Raw genomic sequence first — 15,760 nt, 5'->3', positions numbered from 1 at the left:
CCAGCCCGAGCTGATCGTCCGCCGCTCGACCTCCGGCTGAGCGGCCCGCGGCCGCGCGGCGCACAACTCCTGCCATCTCGCCGCGCCTGCACGCCGAGCGCCCGTCAGCACGGCACGTCTCATGGGCGGCGCACGAATCTGCAGGAGCTCTGCGCCATCAGCCCGGGGCACGGCGCCGGGCCATAAGGTCTACAGCGCGGCGATGCGCTCCTTCAGCTGCGCGGCCTTGTCGGCGGGGAACTGGCCTGCGGCCATCGCGAGGACCGTGTTGGCCGGCATCCCCTTCACCATGCTGAGCATCGGATGCCCGGGCAGCTCCGGCACGACCTCCACGATGATCGCCCGGGCATCGGGATCGTTCAGCAGCTCGCCGAGGGTGGTGACGTCGAGGTCGTACTTGCCGGGCATGAGCGCTCCTTGGTGGGTGGGGTGTGTCCAGGATGTCAGGTCCGCCACCGGGCGACGACCTCATCGGCGATGTCGTCGGGGCTCTGCGCGATGTCGACCACGAATCCCCGCTCGTCCGCCTCCAGCGGCTCTAGGGTTGCGAGCTGAGACTGCAGCAGCGTCACCGGCATGAAGTGGTCCTCGCGCGCGGCCATGCGAGCGGCGAGCAGTTCCGATGAACCATGCAGGTGCGCGAAGCACAGATCGCCGGCGCGGTCGCGGAGCGCGTCCCGGTAGCTGCGCTTGAGTGCCGAGCAGGCCATCACGGTCTCCTGCCCGGCGGTAAGGCGACGGGCGAGCTCGTCGCCCACCGCGGCGAGCCAGGGCCATCGGTCTTCGTCGGTCAGGGGGATCCCGGCCGCCATCTTGGCGGTGTTGGATGCCGGGTGGAAAGCGTCCGCGTCGAGGTACACCGCGCCCGCACGGGCGGCGACGGACTCGGCGACCGTCGACTTGCCCGAGCCCGCAACTCCCATCACGACGAGCCCGAGGGGACGAGGATCGTCCGGATCGTCCACCGTGACCTCCTCCTCGAACCGGTTCCAGCTCGAGCGTAGCCCCGCCCGGTGAAGCCGCTGTCAAGCCCCTCGGTCCCCGGATGCCCGCGAGTAGCCTCGCCGTGAAACTCCGGGAGAGGAAGCACATGGTCCGCGCACTCGCACTCAACTGCACGCTCAAGCCGTCACCCGCGGCATCCAGCACCGACAAGCTCGCCGGGGAGGTGCTTCGCGCGCTCGCCGAGCACGGCGCCACGGGCGAACAGGTGCGGGTGGTCGATTTCGACGTCAAGCCGGGCGTCGAGGCCGACATGGGCGACGGCGATGAATGGCCCGCGATCCGGGCGAAGATCCTGGCCGCCGACATCCTCGTGGTCTGCTCCCCGACCTGGATGGGCCACATGTCCAGCGTCGCGCAGCGGGTGCTCGAGCGCCTGGACGCAGAGCTGTCGGAGACGGATGCCGCCGGCCGACCGGTCGTGGAGGGCAAAGTCGCCGTCACTGCCGTGGTAGGCAACGAGGACGGCGCCCACAAGATCACCGCCGACATCTATCAGGCGCTGGCCGACGTCGGATTCAGCATCCCCTCCCAGGGCGGCACGTACTGGAACGGCGAGGCGATGCACACCGTCGACTACCAGGATCTCGACGAGACCCCCCAAGAGGTGGCCAGCGCGACGGCCACGCTCGCCCGCAACGCCGTGCACCTGGCCAACCTGCTCAACGCCGAACCGTACCCGTCGAGCTGAGCCGCGGGGCGGCCCGGTCGCTCACGGCCCGTCCTCGGCCTCGCGGACCCTCCTCATCGACGGGCCGCGAGGCGCGGAGCGGGCCGCGAGGCGCGAAACGTGTCGCGACCGCGACTTAGGAGCGAGCCGACGGCGACCGGTTCTCGGCGCTGACCATCCAGGCGTACTGCTCGAGCTTCTCGATGATCGCGTGCAGGATGTCGGCGCTCGTCGGATCCTCTTCGTCGACGGCGTCGTGCACATCGCGGATGGTCGCGACGGTGTTGTCCAGGCGCACGGTGATGAGGTCGACGGTCTCGGATGTGTCGATCTCGCCCTGCGGGTACTCAGGCAGAGTCGTCGTGGCCGCGACGATGTCGCTGCGCCCGTCGGGCACGGCGTGCAGCGCCCGCATCCGCTCGGCGACCGTGTCGCTGAACTCGCGTGCCGCTTCGATGATCTCGTCGAGCACGCGGTGCGTGTCGCGGAAGTTGCGACCGATGACGTTCCAGTGCGCCTGCTTGCCCTGCATCTGCAGCTCGAGAAGGTCGACCAGCACGGACTGCAGGTTCTCGCCGAGCTCTTTCGAGGCGACGAAGCCCTTCTCTGCGTTCTGGCGTCGGGTGGTCTTGGCGCCCGTGCCGCCCGGGGCGGATCGCTTCGACGAACGAGTGGCGGGCGGGGACTTCTGAGTAGTGGCCATGTGAAGTGAGGCTACTGAAGGGCCTCGGTCACCAGGAGGCCCTTGACAACACCGTCATTCCTGTCGCGGCACGACCCGCAGCGTCAGCGGCCACGTGTCGGGGCCGACCACCGTCGACACGATGCGCGCGCCGTAGCGGTCGTACTTGGCGTGGTACGCGGCATCGACCGCGGCCATCACCTCGTCGCCCGCTCGCTCGAAGCTCACCGCCGGCTCCAGTCCGGCGGCCTTCACCCGCCCGCTGCCGCTCGCCATCGCACGACGGAACCAGGGGTTCTCGGGTCCGTACGCCGACCGGATGTACAGGTGCTCGCCCGCTCGCACCACCCAGACCCGCACGTACGGCCGCTGGGTCCCGTCTTGGCGCAGCGAGGCGACTCGCAGCTCTTCCGCCCCGCCGAGACGCTCGAGTTCGTCAGTGGTCCAGCCCGCCGTGCGCATCCTCCGACATCCGGGTCAGTACCCCACCGGCATCCGTGGGACGTATGCACTCTCGAGCGATGCGACCTCGTCGTCGGTCAGGCTCACATCGAGGGCCGCGACGGCGTCGGCGAGGTGGTGCGACTTGGTCGCGCCGACGATCGGCGCCGAGACGACGGGGTTGCGCAGCACCCACGCCAGCGCGACCTGTGCCATGGGGATGCCGCGGCCCGCGGCCACCTGCTGCACCGCGGAGATGATCCGCTCGTCGCCGTCGCCGAAGTGCGCGCGGCCGACCGGATCGTTCTCGGACCGCTTGGTGTGCTCGCCGAACGGCCGTGCCAGGCGACCCTTCGCCAGCGGACTGTAGGGGATGCTGCCCACTCCCTGGTCCGCGAGCAGGCCGAACATCTCCCGCTCCTCCTCGCGGTACATCAGGCTGTACTGGTCCTGCATCGACACGAACCGCGTCCACCCGTGCGTGTCGGCTGCGTGCTGCATCTTCGCGAACTGCCAGGCGTGCATCGCCGAACCACCGAGGTAGCGGGCCTTGCCTGCCCTCACGACGTCGTGGAGGGCCTCCATCGTCTCTTCGACGGGCACCAGCGGGTCGAAGCGGTGGATCTGGTAGAGGTCGACGTAGTCGGTGCCCAGGCGCGTCAGCGAGGCGTCGATCTGCTCCAGGATCGCCTTGCGCGACAGACCGGAACCGCCCGGACCGTCATGCATCGGAAAGTGCACCTTCGTGGCGAGCACGATCTGCTCGCGCGTGGAATAGCGCGTGATGGCGCGGCCGACGATCTCCTCCGAGCTGCCGGCGCCGTAGACGTTCGCGGTGTCCCAGAACGTGATGCCGAGTTCGAGCGCCTGACGGAACAGCGGCTCCGCGCCGTCGTCGCCCAGCGCCCACTCGTTGAAGCCCTTCGACGTGTCGCCGAAGCTCATGCAGCCGAGGGCGATGCGGCTGATCTTGAGTCCCGAGGACCCGAGTCGCGTGTATTCCATGGGTCAACGCTAGAGCCGCACCGTCGGGCGACGGGAGGCCCTGCTGGTACCTGGAACCGCGGTTCCCGCCCGCGAGCGCCGTGGAAGGATTGCTTCATGCCCCTTTCCACTCCTGCTCTCCTCGTCCACTCGGCCGGCCAGGCTTTCGCACGCGGCACCGTCCAACGACGGGATGTCGGTCCTTCCGACGTGCTCATCGACATCGCTTTCGCCGGCATCTGCCACTCCGACATCCACCAGGCCCGCGAGGAATGGGGCCGTGCCATCTTTCCGATGGTGCCCGGACACGAGATCGCGGGAATCGTGCGCGAGGTCGGCTCCGGCGTGACGAAGTACGCGGTCGGAGACCGCGTCGGGATCGGATGCTTCGTGGACTCGTGCCGCGAGTGCGAGAACTGCCTCGCCGGCGAGGAGCAGTTCTGCCTTCGCGGCAACGTCGCGACCTACAACGGCCGCGCGTACGACGGCACGGACACGTACGGCGGGTACAGCACGCAGATCGTCGCCGACGAGAGCTACGTGCTGCGCATCCCCGAGGGCATCCCGCTCGACGCCGCCGCACCCCTGCTCTGCGCCGGCATCACGACGTACTCGCCGCTGCGGCACTGGGGCGCGGGTCCGGGCAAGCGGGTCGCGGTGATCGGGATGGGCGGTCTCGGTCACATGGGTGTTCAGATTGCGCATGCCATGGGCGCGCACGTGACCGTGCTGTCCCGCACTCTCGCCAAGGAGGCGGAAGGGCGGGCACTGGGCGCCGATGCGTATCACGCGACCGAAGACGCGACGACCTTCGCATCGCTGCGCAATCGGTTCGACCTCATCATCAACACCGTCTCGGCCGACATCCCGGTGGACCGCTACCTGTCCACGCTGCGGCTGGACGGCGCGCTCGTCTTCGTCGGCCTGCCGGAGAACCCGCAGACGTTCCGCGTGTTCTCGCTCACCGGCGCGCGTCGCTCGATCGCCGGCTCGAACATCGGCGGCATCCGCGAGACCCAGGAGATGCTCGACTTCTGCGCCGAGCACGGCATCGCCTCCGTGATCGAGACGATCGGGGCGGACGAGGTCACCGACGCGTACGATCGCGTCGTCCGCGGCGACGTCCGGTACCGCTTCGTCATCGACACGGCGACGATCCCGGAGGCGGCGTGAGCCCCGCCACCCTTCTCGCGCGGCCCGGTCGGGCACATAATCACCCCATGCGCATGACGACCGGGGGATGCCGCATCCCTAGCGTGGTCGTCGAATCGCAGACAGCCCACTCCACAGAGGAAGGTGCCCCATGGCCGACAACGAACTGGACGGATACGGACCCGTCGACTACCTGGTCGTCGAGTTTCCTGCCGGCACCCAGAACTTCAGCGGCGAGATCGCGGAGGAGATCGTCCGTCTCGTCGATGCGGGCACGATCCGGGTACTCGACATGATCGTCATCGTGAAGGAGGAGGACGGCAGCCTCGACGCGGTGGAGATCTCGGATGCCGATGACCTCGGGCCCCTCACTGCGATCGAGGCCGGGCTCGCCGGCCTGCTGGCGGACGAGGATGCCGCCATCCTGGCCGCCGATATGACACCGGGAAGCGTCGCGGGCGTGCTCGTGTACGAGAACCTGTGGGCGGCGCCGTTCGCAGCCGCGGCGCGGCGCGCCGGCGGCGTGCTCATCTCCGATGGGCGGATCTCCGCGGAGGACGTCGTCGCCGCGCTCGAGGCGGCGGCCGAGGCCGAGCTGGAGGCGGAGGAGGAATTCGAGGACGAGCTGGAGGCCGACCTCTCCGACGACGGGAAGTGACGCACGCGGTCTGAGCGAGTGCGGATGACCGACCACGGAATTCAGCCGGACGCGACCCAGAAGCCGGTTGCGTCGCATGCGCTGGCGACGGACTCCACCTCGACCGAGCGCACGCACCGCTACCTCAGGCTCGCCATCGGCGGCACGGTCGTGGTCATCCTCGTCTCGATCCTGCTCACCGTGCCCGGCGTGGGCTGGCTGCCGTCGGTCAGCGACTATTTCTACACACCTGCCCGCAACGCCTTCGTCGGTGCGGTGATCGCGGCATCCCTCGCCCTGCTGGCGCTGTCGGGTCGTGGGGCCGAGCGGACCATCCTCGACGCGGCGGCCGTGTTCGCGCCGATCGTGGCGCTCGTCCCGTCGGTGATCAGCCCGGGATCGGTCCCCGGGGTAGAGGTCGAGTGCGCGAAATGCGTTCCCGCGCAATTCGAGCCCGATGTGGCCAACGGCGTCACCACCTACCTGGTCATCCTCGCCGGCATCCTGCTGCTCGGGGTGGCGCTCTCCATCGTCGGCGCCGTCCAGGGGGCCGCGCTCTCGCTGGTCCTCGGCGGCGTCGTGTTCGCCCTCGTGCTGATCACCGGTCTCGCTGCTCCCGAGTTCTTCCTCGCGTGGGCGCATTTCCTCGCGACGACGGTGTTCTTCGGGCTGATCGCGGCTGATGCGATCCTGAACGCCTTCTGGCGCACCTCGAGCACGCCTCCGCCGAGATGGCTGCGGATCGTCTACCTGGCGATCGCAGCGGTCATGATCGTCGATCTCATCGCCCTCGTGATCGCCACGATCGCGACCGCATCAGCTCCGACCGACACCGCCGCAGAGATCTTCCCCTGGATCTTCATCGGGGAGGTCATCGCGCTGGTCGCCTTCCTCGCGTTCTGGTGGCTGCAGACATGGCAGCGGTGGGACGAGGCCGACCCGGCGTCGCTTGTCGCCGCCGTCCGGCTTCCTCCTCTCTCCGGGTGAATGCACCTCGTCGCGAGGAGCGGTTCTCGCAACGACGGTGCCGACGTAGCCCCTGGCATGCGGCCGGTCAAGCCCTGAAGATCCTGGTCGGACCGCCCTAGGTTGGCATCGAGCGAGATCCGCGTCGGCTGTTGCGCCGACGGGAGCAGCAAGTCCATCAACCCGGTTGCAACCCTGGAGGCCGACCATGACCGATGAAATGACCGACCCGCGTTCGAAGCACCACGACGGCGAATTCGAGAACCAGGAGCAGGAGCAGCCCGGGCTGACCGAGAAGACCGAACCCGCTCCCGACCACGGTGAGGATTCGTACGTCGGACACGGCAGGCTGACCGACCGTCGTGCGCTCATCACCGGCGGCGACTCGGGCATCGGTCGTGCCGTGGCCATCGCGTTCGCCCGAGAGGGCGCCGATGTCGCGGTCGCGCATCTCCCGGTGGAGGGCACGGATGCCGAAGACACCGCGTCGCTGATCGAGGCTGCGGGCCGCCGCAGCCTGACCCTCGCCGGCGACCTGCAGGACGAAACCTTCGCGTCGTCGATCGTCGACGACACGGTCGAGGCTTTCGGCGGCCTCGACATCCTGGTTCTGAACGCCGCCTATCAGAAGGACCGCGAGAGCTTCGCGAGCCTCGAGACCGAGGAGTTCGATCGCGTCTTCCGGACCAATCTGTACGGCCTGATCTTCACGGCGCGCGCGGCGATCCCGCACCTGCGGCCGGGTGCCTCGATCATCGTGACCTCGTCGATCCAGGCCTTCAACCCCTCCCCCGGACTCATCGACTACGCGATGACGAAGGCCGCGCAGGTCGCGTTCGTGAAGGCCCTCGCCGAGCAGCTCGGGCCGGACGGCATCCGGGTCAACGCCGTCGCGCCCGGCCCCATCTGGACCCCGCTCATCCCGGCCACCGGATGGCCGGCGGAACGGCTCGCCGAGTTCGGTGCCGATACGCCGCTGGGCCGGGCGGGTCAGCCCGCCGAGCTGGCCGGAGCCTACGTCTATCTGGCCTCGGAGGACGCCTCATACGTGTCCGGTGCCGTGCTCCCCGTGACGGGAGGGAAGGGGCTGTAACGTCGAGCCATGATCCGCCGCGGCATCCGTTCGGCTGTGGCGCTGACGCTGGCAGGTGCTGTCGCCCTCTCCGGATGCGCATCGATGCCGCGCGATCCCGGCGGAACGCTGGATCGCATCTCCGGTGGTGAGCTGCGCGTCGGCGCCTCACCCAGCGAGGGTCTCGTTGATGTGGCGGGCGGCGCGGTCTCGGGGCCGCTCGCCGAGGTGGTCGAGAAGTTCGCAGACGCGCACGACGCGCGGACGGTGTGGACCGTGGGCAGCGAGGAGGACCTCGTGCGCGGCATCGAGGACGGATCCTTGGATCTTGCCGTCGGAGGGATGACCGACCAGACGCCGTGGGCGGTCAAGGTCGGCGTGAGCCGCGCATTCTCCGGACTGAGCCCCGACGCGACGCCCGTCGTCATGCTGGTGCCCCTGGGCGAGAACGGCTTCCTCAGCGAGCTCGAGGCGTTCCTCGACGAAGAAGTGTCCGAATGAAGACGCTCGGCCGCACCGATCTGCCCACCGAACAGCAGGACGCCCTGCGCAAGGCCATCCGGTGGGAGTGGTTCACGATCTGCTACACCATCGTCACGATCGCGCTCATCGCACTCGTGGTCAGCGGATCGCAGGCGATGCGGACCGCCTGGATCGAGGACATGCTGTCGCTGGTGCCGCAGATCTCCTTCCTCGTGGCGCTGCTGGTCATCCGCAGACGGCCCACGCTGAAGCATCCCTACGGACTGCACCGGGCCATGGGCGTCGGCCACCTCGTCGCGGGGGTCGCCCTGCTCGTCATCGGTGCGAATCTGGCGCTGGAATCCATCCTGGGCCTGATCCTCGGCGAGCACCCCACGATCGGAACGGTGAATCTGTTCGGGTACACCATCTGGCTGGGCTGGCTGATGGTCGGTGTGATGAGCGTGATCGTCATCGGGCCTTTCATCTACGGCCCCGCGAAGCTGAGGCTCGCCCCGAAGCTGCACAACAAGGTGCTCTATGCCGACGCCGACATGGCCAAGGCCGACTGGACCACCAACGTCGCCTCCATCGTCGGCGTGCTGGGCGTGGGACTGGGAGTGTGGTGGCTCGACGGAGCAGCTGCGCTGTTCATCTCGCTGGGCATCACCTGGAACGGCATAACGAACTCCAAGAGCGCGATCCTCGACCTGATGGATCAGCGGGCGCTCACGCACGACGACCGACTCGTGCACCCCCTCGTCGGCCGTATCGCGCAGGAGCTGGAAAGGCAGCCGTGGGTCCGTGAGGCAGCCGTCCGCATGCGCGACATGGGTCAGGTCTTCCACGTGGAGGCCTTCGTCGTCCCCCGGCGCCACAAGGTCGGCGTCGACCAGATCGAGGCGGCCCGCGAGGCGATCGCGGCGATCGACTGGAAGCTGCAGGACGTCGTGCTGGTGGTCGTGCCGTCCCTGCCGATCGAGGCGACGCGCAGCTGAGGCGTCAGGCGGAGGTGCTCCGGCCCGACGGTGCGCCGTCTTCGGCGAGGCCGTCGCCAGGCTGCGTGTGCCAGTGGATCGCACCCGCGTCCGGAGCGACCCGGACCTCGGGCTCCTCCATCTGCATGTCGCTTTCGAAGTGCTCATGCGCGACCGGATCCAGCTGGCGGTCGGGGCCGCCTTCGATCGGCTCCGGTGCGTTGGGTCCTGGCACGACGTGCTCGTCCCGCTGAAAGTCATCGGTCACGGTGAGTCCTCTCCATACGGTGGTCTGCGAGCGGTCGGTGCTCGCGTCGCCATGATCGATGCCGCCCCACCTGAACCGTAGCCCCGCGGAGTCGGAACGCCGCAGGACTTGACAGCGGGGCTTCCGTCCGGTGGAGTCCTTCCCCGCGGCCTGACCTGACGACGGATGCCGGTGCTTATGTCGACGTCGGCGCCGGGCGCAAGGCCTTGCCGCGCACCGGCCCACCCACCAGACTCGCGGGATGGTCTTCCTCGGTTATCACGCCTCGCACGAGCAGGTCCCCCCGAGCCGTCTCCTGTCGGCCGTCGTCCGCGCCGAGGAGATCGGCTTCGACGGCGCGATGTGCTCGGACCACCTCGCCCCGTGGGGCATCGCGCAGGGTGAGTCCGGGTACGCCTGGAGCTGGCTCGGCGCCGCTCTGGCCTCGACATCCTTCTCACTGGGTGTGGTCACCGCGCCCGGGCAGCGGTACCACCCGGTGATCAGCGCCCAGGCGATCGCGACCCTCGAGGAGATGTTCCCGGGAAGGTTCTGGGCGGCTCTGGGCAGCGGCGAAGCCGTCAATGAGCACGTGACCGGCGACGAATGGCCCCCCAAAGACAGGCGGAACACCCGCCTGCGCCAGTCGGTCGATGTCATCCGCGAACTGCTGGCCGGTCGGGAGGTGTCGCGCTCCGGAGAGATCGACGTGCATCGCGCCCGGGTGTGGAGTCTTCCCGCCGATCCACCCCCGCTCCTGGGCGCCGCGGTCACTGCCGAGACAGCGGCCTGGGCCGCCGGCTGGGCCGATGGGCTGGCGACCGTCGCGCAGCCGCCCGACAAGCTTGCGAAGGTGCTGCAGGCCTACGCCGACGCGGGCGGTACCGGTCCGCGGGTGATCCAGATCCACGTGTCGCTGGAGGACACGGACGCAGCCGCCGTCCAGGTGGCCCGCGAGCAGTGGCGGCATTCCGCCATCAGCGGCTCGTTGTGGGACATCGAACAGCCCGAGGATTTCGACGCGCTCGCCGGCGAACCGTCAGATGAGCAGCTGCGCAAGGGCGCGCTCATCGCGCACGACGCGAGCGAGCTCGCCGACAGGATCGCCGGTCTGGTGGCGCTGGGCTTCGATCGCGCCTACATCCACGGCATCGGCACCGACCAAACGGCCTTCCTCGATCGCGTCGAACGAGACCTGCTGCCGGCCCTTCGGGGTGCGCTGTGAAGATCACCGACACCAGCGACCTGTGGTGGAAGACCGCGGTCATCTACTGCCTCGACGTCGAGACGTACATGGACGGCAACGACGACGGGGTCGGTGACTTCGAAGGTCTCGCCCGCCGTATCGACTACCTGGCCGACCTCGGCATCACGTGCCTTTGGCTGATGCCGTTCTACCCCTCACCGGATCGCGACGACGGCTACGACATCAGCGACTTCTACGGCATCGACTCACGGCTGGGAAACCACGGTGATTTCGTCGAGGTGATCCGCACCGCGCGAGACCGCGGCATGCGGGTGATCGTCGACCTGGTCGTCAACCATACGTCCGACAAGCACCCGTGGTTCGTGTCCGCGCGGCGCAGTCGCACCTCTCCGCACCGCGACTTCTACGTGTGGCGCGACGCGCCGCCCAAGAAGCAGCAGCCCACAGTGTTCCCCGGCGAGGAGGCCAGCGTCTGGGAGTACGACGAACGCACCGAGCAGTACTTCCAGCACGTCTTCTACAAGCACCAGCCCGATCTCAACATCGCGAACCCCCGCGTGCGGGACGAGATCGCGAAGACGATCGGGTTCTGGCTCGCGCTGGGGGTTTCGGGGTTCCGGATCGATGCCGTGCCGTTCCTCATCGAGCCGCCGGACGGGGTCGAGCTAGGCGACCCGCACGAGTTCCTCCGCGACCTCAAGCGCTTCCTGCAGCGTCGCGTCGGTGATGCCGCTCTGCTCGGAGAAGTCAACCTGCCATTCCGCCAGCAGCTGCAGTTCTTCGGCGGCGAGCGCGGCGGCGAACTCGACCTGCAGTTCGACTTCATGTCGATGCAGGCGCTGTACCTCTCGCTCGCCCGGAGCGACCCGGAAGCTCTGATCACGTCGCTCACAGCACGCCCGCCGGTGCCGCCCGAGGCGACGTGGGCGAATTTCGTCCGCAACCACGATGAGCTCACGCTCGACAAGCTGAGCGACGCTGAGCGCGAAGAGGTCTTCGAGGCGTTCGCTCCTGACGAGGCGCAGCGCGTCTACGGCCGCGGCATCACCCGCCGGGTGCCTCCGATGCTCGGTGGCGATCCGCGCCGCATCCGCATGGTTTACAGCCTGCTGTTCTCGCTGCCAGGCACGCCGGTCCTGTTCTACGGCGAGGAGATCGGCATGGGCGAGAATCCCGAGGTCGCCGGTCGCGGGTCTGTCCGCACGCCGATGCAGTGGACCGACGGTGAGAACGGCGGCTTCTCGCACGCGCGCCCGAGCCGCCTCGTGGCGCCGATCCCCGGCGACGGCTACGCGCCCGCGCACGTCAACGTGCAGCAGCAGCGCAACGACGACGGATCGCTGCTCCAGTTCATCCGCCACCTGGTGAGCAGGTATCGGGTCTCACCGGAGATCGGCTGGGGCACATTCGAGGTCCTCGAGCACGACGCGAAGGGCGTGCTCGCGCACGCGGTGAATTCGGATGTCGGTCGGATGATCGCCCTGCACAACTTCACCGATGTGCCGGTGCGTCTGCAGGTCGAGATCGGCGCAGTCGAGGAGGGCACAGTGCTGGTGGATCTGCACGGCCCCGGCCGCGTCCCCGTGGACCCGAAAGGTCGTGTCGATTTCGAGCTCGGCCCGTTCGGCTTCGAGTGGATGCGGGTCTCACGGCCGGGAGACGCACGCATCGGATGAGACGCCGGGCGATCAGGTGTCGGCGACGAGCTTCTGAAGCTGCCCCGTCTGCACCAGGATCGCGAAGCGGTCCGGCACACCCCAGTGCTCGACGATCCGCCCGTCCACGACGCGTGCCACGTCGATGACGGTGAACCGCACAGGACGCCCCGTCGGGGGGCCCATGAAGGGGCCGGTCTGAGTCGCGGTCGCCTCCGCGCGAATCCAGACGGTGTCACCGTGCTCGGACCAGTCCTCGATCGTGAAGCGGATGTCGGGCATGGCGCGGAAGACGTCGGTGATGCCGCGCTTCACCTTGTCGATCGCCTCGCGACCGCGTCCGGACAGCCCGAACTGGTGCTCGACCAGGTCGGGCGAGCACAGCTCGTCCACGATGTCGGTGTTCCCGGTCGCGAAGCCCTCCGTCAGCATCCGCTCCACGACCCGGACCGATGGGGACAGCAGTTGTTCAGTGTGCATGGCGCTTCTCCAGTTCTTGCAGTGATCGTGCAGTGGATGCAGTGCTACTGCACCCACTGCAGGGCTAGTGTGAACCTCATGGCAGCGCCCGTCAAGCCCCCTCGGCCGTCGTACCGGCAGGAGCAGGCCGAGGCGACCAGAATGCGCATCGCGGATGCCGCGCAGCGGCTGTTCGCTGCGCGGGGCTACGGCGCCACGAGCATGGAGGCGATCGCCCGCGAGGCGGGGGTGGCCAACCGCACCGTGTACGCATCGTTCGGCGCGAAGCGGCACATCCTCTCGGCGATCTGCGAGCGCTGGCTGGAGCGAGCGGATGCTCGCGGACTGGCTCGGACGATCCTCGACGAACCCGAAGCGACGGCGCGACTCCGCGGTGCGGCGCGGTGGCTCACCACGCTGTACTCGACGGACTTCGACGTCGTCCGCATCCTCGACGCGGCATTGGACGAGGACGCCGAGACGCGCGACCTGCTGCGCGCGAAGCTCCGCGGGCGCAACGGGGTCATGGACTCGCTCATAAGTTCCCTCGAGGCCCAGCTGTCGCTCCCGCTCGGCGACGCGAAGGCGATTTACCGCGCGTACGCGGCGCCCGGCGTCTACGGCGAGCTCGTGGTCGACTCGGGATGGCCGCCTGAGCGCTTCCAGCGGTGGCTCGCCGACGTCCTCGTCGCGCAGCTGCTCTCCTGACCCGGTCGCCGATGGTGTGTGGTCGCCGGTTCTGTCGATACGATCGAATCAGGCGAAGAGGAGAGAAGTCGCGATGATAATCCTGTACATCCTGTACTTGCTGCTGTTCCTCGGCGGGTTCTACCTGTTCGGTGCAGCGTTCACCGCGGACGCGTGGCAGGGGCTGATCTTCACCGCCGGCATCCTCGCGGTCTCGCTCGCACTCGCGCTCTGCCTCCACACGAGCCGCCGGACCTGACCCGGCAGCGGTTTCAGCCGAGGCCCGCCGGATAGTCGGAATACCGAAGCGCCCAGCCAGGTCCCGCTTGGCGGCGGCGTCCGACAGCCGCATCGACACCGTTCCGAGCACCGCTGCGCCGTACGGTGCGACGTGCCTAGCAGCGCCGTGAGCTCGTGGAGGACCGCATCCGACCGCTCGCCTGCTGCGGCGCGCAACAGGCTGTCGCGATCCACGACGTCGGCGACCACAGGGAGCCGCCCGCGCTTCGAACGCGGGCGGCTCCCTCTGCGGTGCGGGTCAGCCCGATCACCTCGTGGCCTGAGCGGACCAGCTCGGGTACCAGCACCCTTCCGAGCGCACCCGACGCTCCTGCGACGATTACGCGCATCGCAACCTCCCCGGAGTGCCTCGATGCTGGGGCGCCCGGGACGACGACGCTACTTGATCGACCCCCGAGTGACTCCGGAGATGACCCAGCGCTGCGAGAAGATGTACACGATCAGCAGCGGCGCCATCGCCATCAGGTACGACGCAAAGGCCACGGTGTAGTCGGTGTTGAACTGCCCCTGGAACACGTACTGAGCGAGGGGCAGCGTCCGAGCCGCCGGCTCGGTCAGCACCACGAGCGGCATGATGAAGTCGTTCCACGCCCACACGCACGTCAAGATGCCGACGGTGGCGTTCATGGGCATGAGCAACGGGAAGATGACCTGCCAGAACACCCGCCACGTCGACGCACCGTCGACGCGCGCCGCCTCCTCGAGCTCGATGGGGATCGAGCGGATGTAGGCGGTGTAGATGAAGATGTTCAGCGACAGCCCGTAGATCGTGTACAGGATGATCAGTCCGGCCTGGTTGTCGAGGCCCAGAATCGCGGTCTGCTTCACCAGCGGCAGCATGATGATCGGGAACGGGATGAACAGCGCCGCGAGCAGGTAGAAGAACACGCCCTTGAAGAACGGACGGTGGATGTTCCGCGCCAGTGCGTACGCGACGACTGAACTCGTCAGCAGGGTGAAGACGACCGATCCCACGGTGATGATCGCCGTGTTCAGGAGCGCCTGCGGGAAGCTCGTCCTGACCCATGCATCGGCGAAGTTCTCCCACCGGATCGGGTTCGGGAGCTCGAACCCGGTGCCGGCGGTGAGCTGCTCGGGCGTCTTGAGAGCCACGACGACCGCGAGGTAGAGCGGAATGAGCACAGTGAGCGAGCACACTGCGATGAGCGCAGTCGCCCACCAGTTGGTCCTGCGGGTGTCGTCGTCGCGATCGCCCTGACGCTTGCGACGGCCGTTCGCCGTGACGGCCTCGACCTCCTGCTCGAGCTGGGGAGCGACGTTCGTTGCGGTAGTCATCAGAAATCGGCCTCTCTGCGCTGAAGAACCCTGAATTGGAAGAGCGCGACGATCGTGATCACGATGAAGAAGACCACCGCGTTCGCCGCCTGATAGGCGAACTCGCCGCCGGTGAACCCGCCCTTGAAGATCAGCAGCGTCACCGACTCGGTGGCGGTGCCGGGACCCCCGTTCGTGAGGGCGACGATCGGATCGAACACCTGAAGGAAACCCTTGAGGCTGATGACGACGTTGATCGTGAAGAACGCACCGATGAGCGGGAAGGTGATCGACCTGAACTGCTGCCACGCAGAGGCACCGTCGAGCGATGCCGCCTCGTACATCTCGGCCGGGATGGTCTGCAGCCCGGAGAGGTAGATGATGATGGCGAATGCGCAGGCCTGCCAGACGGCGAGCGCCACGATCGCCGTCCACGCCCAGGTCTCGTTCGGGAGGATGTTGTCGCGAAAGAGGGGGATGCCGGACAGGATCTTCGGCAGCGAGTTCGAGAAGAAGAACTGGAACACGTAGCCGATCACCAGGATCGCCAGGATGTACGGCACGAAGTACACGCCGCGCCAGAAGTTCCGTGCCTTGATCTTGGCGTTGAGCCCGAGCGCGATCGCGAGCGAGAACACGTTCGTCAGGATGGTCGCGACGATCGCGAACAGGAACGAGAACCCGTAGGCCGCCAGCACGCGGTCGTCCCTGAAGAGGTTCACGTAGTTCGAGACGCCGACGAAGTTCCACTCCCCGTAGCCGGCGTAGTTCGTGAAGCTGAAGAAGATGCCCACGAGTACGGGGACGGTGTGGAAGGCCGCGAAGGCGATGACGGCGGGCCAGACCATCCAGTAGTAGGCGGGCAGGGCGCGCCTGGTCTCGAGC

The 15,760-nt window shown here is 68.1% G+C and carries 21 protein-coding genes; 11 read left to right on the top strand and 10 right to left on the bottom strand.

From position 1 onward, the window contains the following. Positions 1–189: 189 nt before the first annotated feature. Both VFX99_RS01335 and VFX99_RS01330 read right to left on the bottom strand, forming a co-directional pair. Positions 190–408 (bottom strand): hypothetical protein, encoded by a 219-nt coding sequence (locus tag VFX99_RS01335; protein WP_329664520.1) that lies wholly within the window; start codon positions 406–408, stop codon positions 190–192. A gap of 35 nt (positions 409–443) precedes the next feature. Further along, entirely contained in the window at positions 444–965 is a 522-nt protein-coding gene (locus VFX99_RS01330; RefSeq protein ID WP_329664519.1) for a gluconokinase, read from the bottom strand. A gap of 125 nt (positions 966–1,090) precedes the next feature. Here VFX99_RS01330 and VFX99_RS01325 point away from each other — a divergent pair, with 125 nt between their 5' ends. After that, positions 1,091–1,693, top strand: a complete 603-nt coding sequence (locus VFX99_RS01325) for a flavodoxin family protein (RefSeq protein ID WP_329664518.1) — start codon at positions 1,091–1,093, stop codon at positions 1,691–1,693. Between the two features lie 115 nt (positions 1,694–1,808). Here the strand turns inward: VFX99_RS01325 and VFX99_RS01320 are convergent, their stop codons facing one another. Genes VFX99_RS01320 through VFX99_RS01310 form a run of 3 tightly spaced genes read right to left on the bottom strand, consistent with a single transcriptional unit; the run spans position 1,809 to position 3,800 of the window. Next, positions 1,809–2,375, bottom strand: a complete 567-nt coding sequence (locus VFX99_RS01320; protein ID WP_329664517.1) for a DNA starvation/stationary phase protection protein — start codon at positions 2,373–2,375, stop codon at positions 1,809–1,811. 54 nt (positions 2,376–2,429) lie between these two features. Continuing rightward, a complete protein-coding gene (locus VFX99_RS01315; protein WP_329664516.1) occupies positions 2,430–2,816 on the bottom strand; it encodes a DUF2255 family protein in 387 nt (128 codons plus the stop codon). Between the two features lie 15 nt (positions 2,817–2,831). Further along, positions 2,832–3,800 (bottom strand): aldo/keto reductase, encoded by a 969-nt coding sequence (locus tag VFX99_RS01310; protein ID WP_329664515.1) that lies wholly within the window; start codon positions 3,798–3,800, stop codon positions 2,832–2,834. Positions 3,801–3,896: 96 nt separating this feature from the next. Here VFX99_RS01310 and VFX99_RS01305 point away from each other — a divergent pair, with 96 nt between their 5' ends. The 6 genes from VFX99_RS01305 to VFX99_RS01280 all read left to right on the top strand — a co-directional run bounded on the left by VFX99_RS01305 (position 3,897) and on the right by VFX99_RS01280 (position 9,066). Next, on the top strand, positions 3,897–4,952 hold the full coding sequence (locus VFX99_RS01305) for an NAD(P)-dependent alcohol dehydrogenase (RefSeq protein ID WP_329664514.1): 1,056 nt from the start codon (positions 3,897–3,899) through the stop codon (positions 4,950–4,952). Positions 4,953–5,082: 130 nt separating this feature from the next. After that, the gene (locus tag VFX99_RS01300; protein WP_329664513.1) at positions 5,083–5,589 is read left to right on the top strand and encodes a DUF6325 family protein; all 507 of its coding nucleotides are present in this window, start codon (positions 5,083–5,085) and stop codon (positions 5,587–5,589) included. 24 nt (positions 5,590–5,613) lie between these two features. Further along, positions 5,614–6,555 (top strand): hypothetical protein, encoded by a 942-nt coding sequence (locus VFX99_RS01295; protein WP_329664512.1) that lies wholly within the window; start codon positions 5,614–5,616, stop codon positions 6,553–6,555. Between the two features lie 187 nt (positions 6,556–6,742). Beyond that, complete coding sequence (locus tag VFX99_RS01290) at positions 6,743–7,627, top strand: SDR family oxidoreductase (RefSeq protein WP_329664511.1); 885 nt, start codon at positions 6,743–6,745, stop codon at positions 7,625–7,627. Positions 7,628–7,636: 9 nt separating this feature from the next. After that, positions 7,637–8,107: a hypothetical protein gene (locus tag VFX99_RS01285; RefSeq protein ID WP_329664510.1), complete on the top strand. Its 471-nt coding sequence runs from the start codon at positions 7,637–7,639 to the stop codon at positions 8,105–8,107. Next, complete coding sequence (locus VFX99_RS01280; RefSeq protein WP_329664509.1) at positions 8,104–9,066, top strand: cation transporter; 963 nt, start codon at positions 8,104–8,106, stop codon at positions 9,064–9,066. The genes VFX99_RS01285 and VFX99_RS01280 overlap by 4 nt, the downstream gene beginning before the upstream one ends. 4 nt (positions 9,067–9,070) lie before the next feature. On the opposite strand, the gene VFX99_RS01275 is transcribed toward VFX99_RS01280, so the two are convergent. Then, complete coding sequence (locus VFX99_RS01275) at positions 9,071–9,313, bottom strand: hypothetical protein (protein ID WP_329664508.1); 243 nt, start codon at positions 9,311–9,313, stop codon at positions 9,071–9,073. 241 nt (positions 9,314–9,554) lie between these two features. Between VFX99_RS01275 and VFX99_RS01270 the strand changes: the two genes are divergently transcribed. Then, a complete protein-coding gene (locus VFX99_RS01270) occupies positions 9,555–10,517 on the top strand; it encodes a TIGR03885 family FMN-dependent LLM class oxidoreductase (RefSeq protein WP_329664507.1) in 963 nt (320 codons plus the stop codon). Next, entirely contained in the window at positions 10,514–12,175 is a 1,662-nt protein-coding gene (locus VFX99_RS01265; RefSeq protein WP_329664506.1) for an alpha-amylase family protein, read from the top strand. Before VFX99_RS01270 ends, VFX99_RS01265 begins: the two co-directional genes overlap by 4 nt. Before the next feature lie 12 nt (positions 12,176–12,187). Here VFX99_RS01265 and VFX99_RS01260 read toward each other — a convergent pair whose 3' ends face one another. Continuing rightward, positions 12,188–12,634 (bottom strand): ester cyclase, encoded by a 447-nt coding sequence (locus VFX99_RS01260; protein ID WP_329664505.1) that lies wholly within the window; start codon positions 12,632–12,634, stop codon positions 12,188–12,190. Positions 12,635–12,712: 78 nt separating this feature from the next. On the opposite strand from VFX99_RS01260, the gene VFX99_RS01255 reads away from it, so the two are divergent. Next, positions 12,713–13,321: a helix-turn-helix domain-containing protein gene (locus tag VFX99_RS01255; RefSeq protein WP_329664504.1), complete on the top strand. Its 609-nt coding sequence runs from the start codon at positions 12,713–12,715 to the stop codon at positions 13,319–13,321. A gap of 73 nt (positions 13,322–13,394) precedes the next feature. Beyond that, positions 13,395–13,559, top strand: a complete 165-nt coding sequence (locus VFX99_RS01250; RefSeq protein ID WP_329664503.1) for a hypothetical protein — start codon at positions 13,395–13,397, stop codon at positions 13,557–13,559. 136 nt (positions 13,560–13,695) lie between these two features. Here VFX99_RS01250 and VFX99_RS17285 read toward each other — a convergent pair whose 3' ends face one another. From VFX99_RS17285 to VFX99_RS01240, 3 genes are read right to left on the bottom strand one after another with little or no spacing between them, the layout of a single operon-like run. Next, positions 13,696–13,929 carry an NAD-dependent epimerase/dehydratase family protein gene (locus VFX99_RS17285; RefSeq protein ID WP_414684305.1) on the bottom strand — a complete coding sequence of 78 codons (234 nt, stop codon included), beginning with the start codon at positions 13,927–13,929 and terminating at the stop codon, positions 13,696–13,698. Between the two features lie 49 nt (positions 13,930–13,978). Further along, a complete protein-coding gene (locus VFX99_RS01245) occupies positions 13,979–14,896 on the bottom strand; it encodes a carbohydrate ABC transporter permease (protein WP_329664502.1) in 918 nt (305 codons plus the stop codon). Continuing rightward, positions 14,896–15,741 (bottom strand): carbohydrate ABC transporter permease, encoded by an 846-nt coding sequence (locus VFX99_RS01240; protein WP_414684306.1) that lies wholly within the window; start codon positions 15,739–15,741, stop codon positions 14,896–14,898. The genes VFX99_RS01245 and VFX99_RS01240 overlap by 1 nt, the downstream gene beginning before the upstream one ends. Between the last annotated feature and the right edge of the window lie 19 nt (positions 15,742–15,760).

Source organism: Microbacterium sp. (assembly GCF_036277215.1).
In the GTDB taxonomy this organism is placed as follows: domain Bacteria; phylum Actinomycetota; class Actinomycetes; order Actinomycetales; family Microbacteriaceae; genus Microbacterium.
Note: the sequence above shows the minus strand (reverse complement) of the source record. Positions and strands in the feature narration are given on the sequence as shown.